Origin of the sequence: Microbacterium testaceum, from assembly GCF_001476655.1 — a bacterium.
Lineage (GTDB): Bacteria > Actinomycetota > Actinomycetes > Actinomycetales > Microbacteriaceae > Microbacterium > Microbacterium testaceum_C.
In genome coordinates this window covers 1-763 of sequence record NZ_LDRT01000140.1, presented here as the reverse complement: position 1 = coordinate 763, position 763 = coordinate 1, and the positions used below count along the sequence as shown (strand labels likewise).

Genomic DNA, 763 nt, shown 5'->3' with positions numbered 1-763 from the left:
CCGGACGCTGTTCGAGACGATGCGCGTGTACCAGGGGTTCCCCGAATTCGCCTCCTGGCTGCAGGAGAAGACACCCCGGCAGTGGGCCGAGATGGAGAGCACGGGCGGCTGAGCGACGCGAGGGGCGTATCCCGTTCTCCGCACCGGGTGTCCCCGCCCGGAGAGCACGAAAGGCCGCACTCCTCGGGACACGGATGCCGGGAACCGCACCTGCCGAAGCTCAGTGCCGACCGACGGGGCTCTGACGTCCGGCATCCGGTCCGTGCTCGATGTGGAATCGTCGCAGCTGTCGGACCGCGCCGATCACTCGAACCACGCCGTACACCGTCAGGGCCACGAACGTGATCGCCGCACCCCACCGCCACCACGGTGCGTCGGCCCACTCGGCGGCGAGCGTTCCGATGCTGCCCGAGGCGAGGAGCGCCGCGCCGGCCAGGGTCCAGATCGCGGCGGTGCGGGCGCGGTCGAGCCGCATCCGCTGCTGGATGAGCGACACCGACTGTTCCCCCGTCACAGCCGCTGCCCCAGAGCCCACAGCCGGTCCGCGCGACCCGAGATCGCCTCCGAGAGGGCGAAGGCCTGCGAATCGGTGAGGGATGCCACGTAGTCGACGATTCCGCGGGATCGCGCGAGCGTCTCGGCTTCGGCATCCGACGGCCGCCGCTCGGCGGGCAGCTGGGCGTACTGCTCGCGCGCGAGCGCGATGAGCTCCCGCAGGCGCCGCGGGGTGCGCGCGCGGTCGAGGTCGTCGTCGAGCCACTCG

1 protein-coding gene and 1 pseudogene are annotated in these 763 nt (G+C 72.0%); both read right to left on the bottom strand.

Annotated elements, in window-relative coordinates:
• Positions 1 to 220: 220 nt before the first annotated feature.
• Positions 221 to 514, bottom strand: a complete 294-nt coding sequence (locus tag NS220_RS16295; protein WP_153004337.1) for a hypothetical protein — start codon at positions 512 to 514, stop codon at positions 221 to 223.
• Positions 511 to 763, bottom strand: a pseudogene (locus NS220_RS16290) (phosphodiesterase); the annotation flags it as partial. The gene NS220_RS16295 and the pseudogene NS220_RS16290, both read right to left, overlap by 4 nt.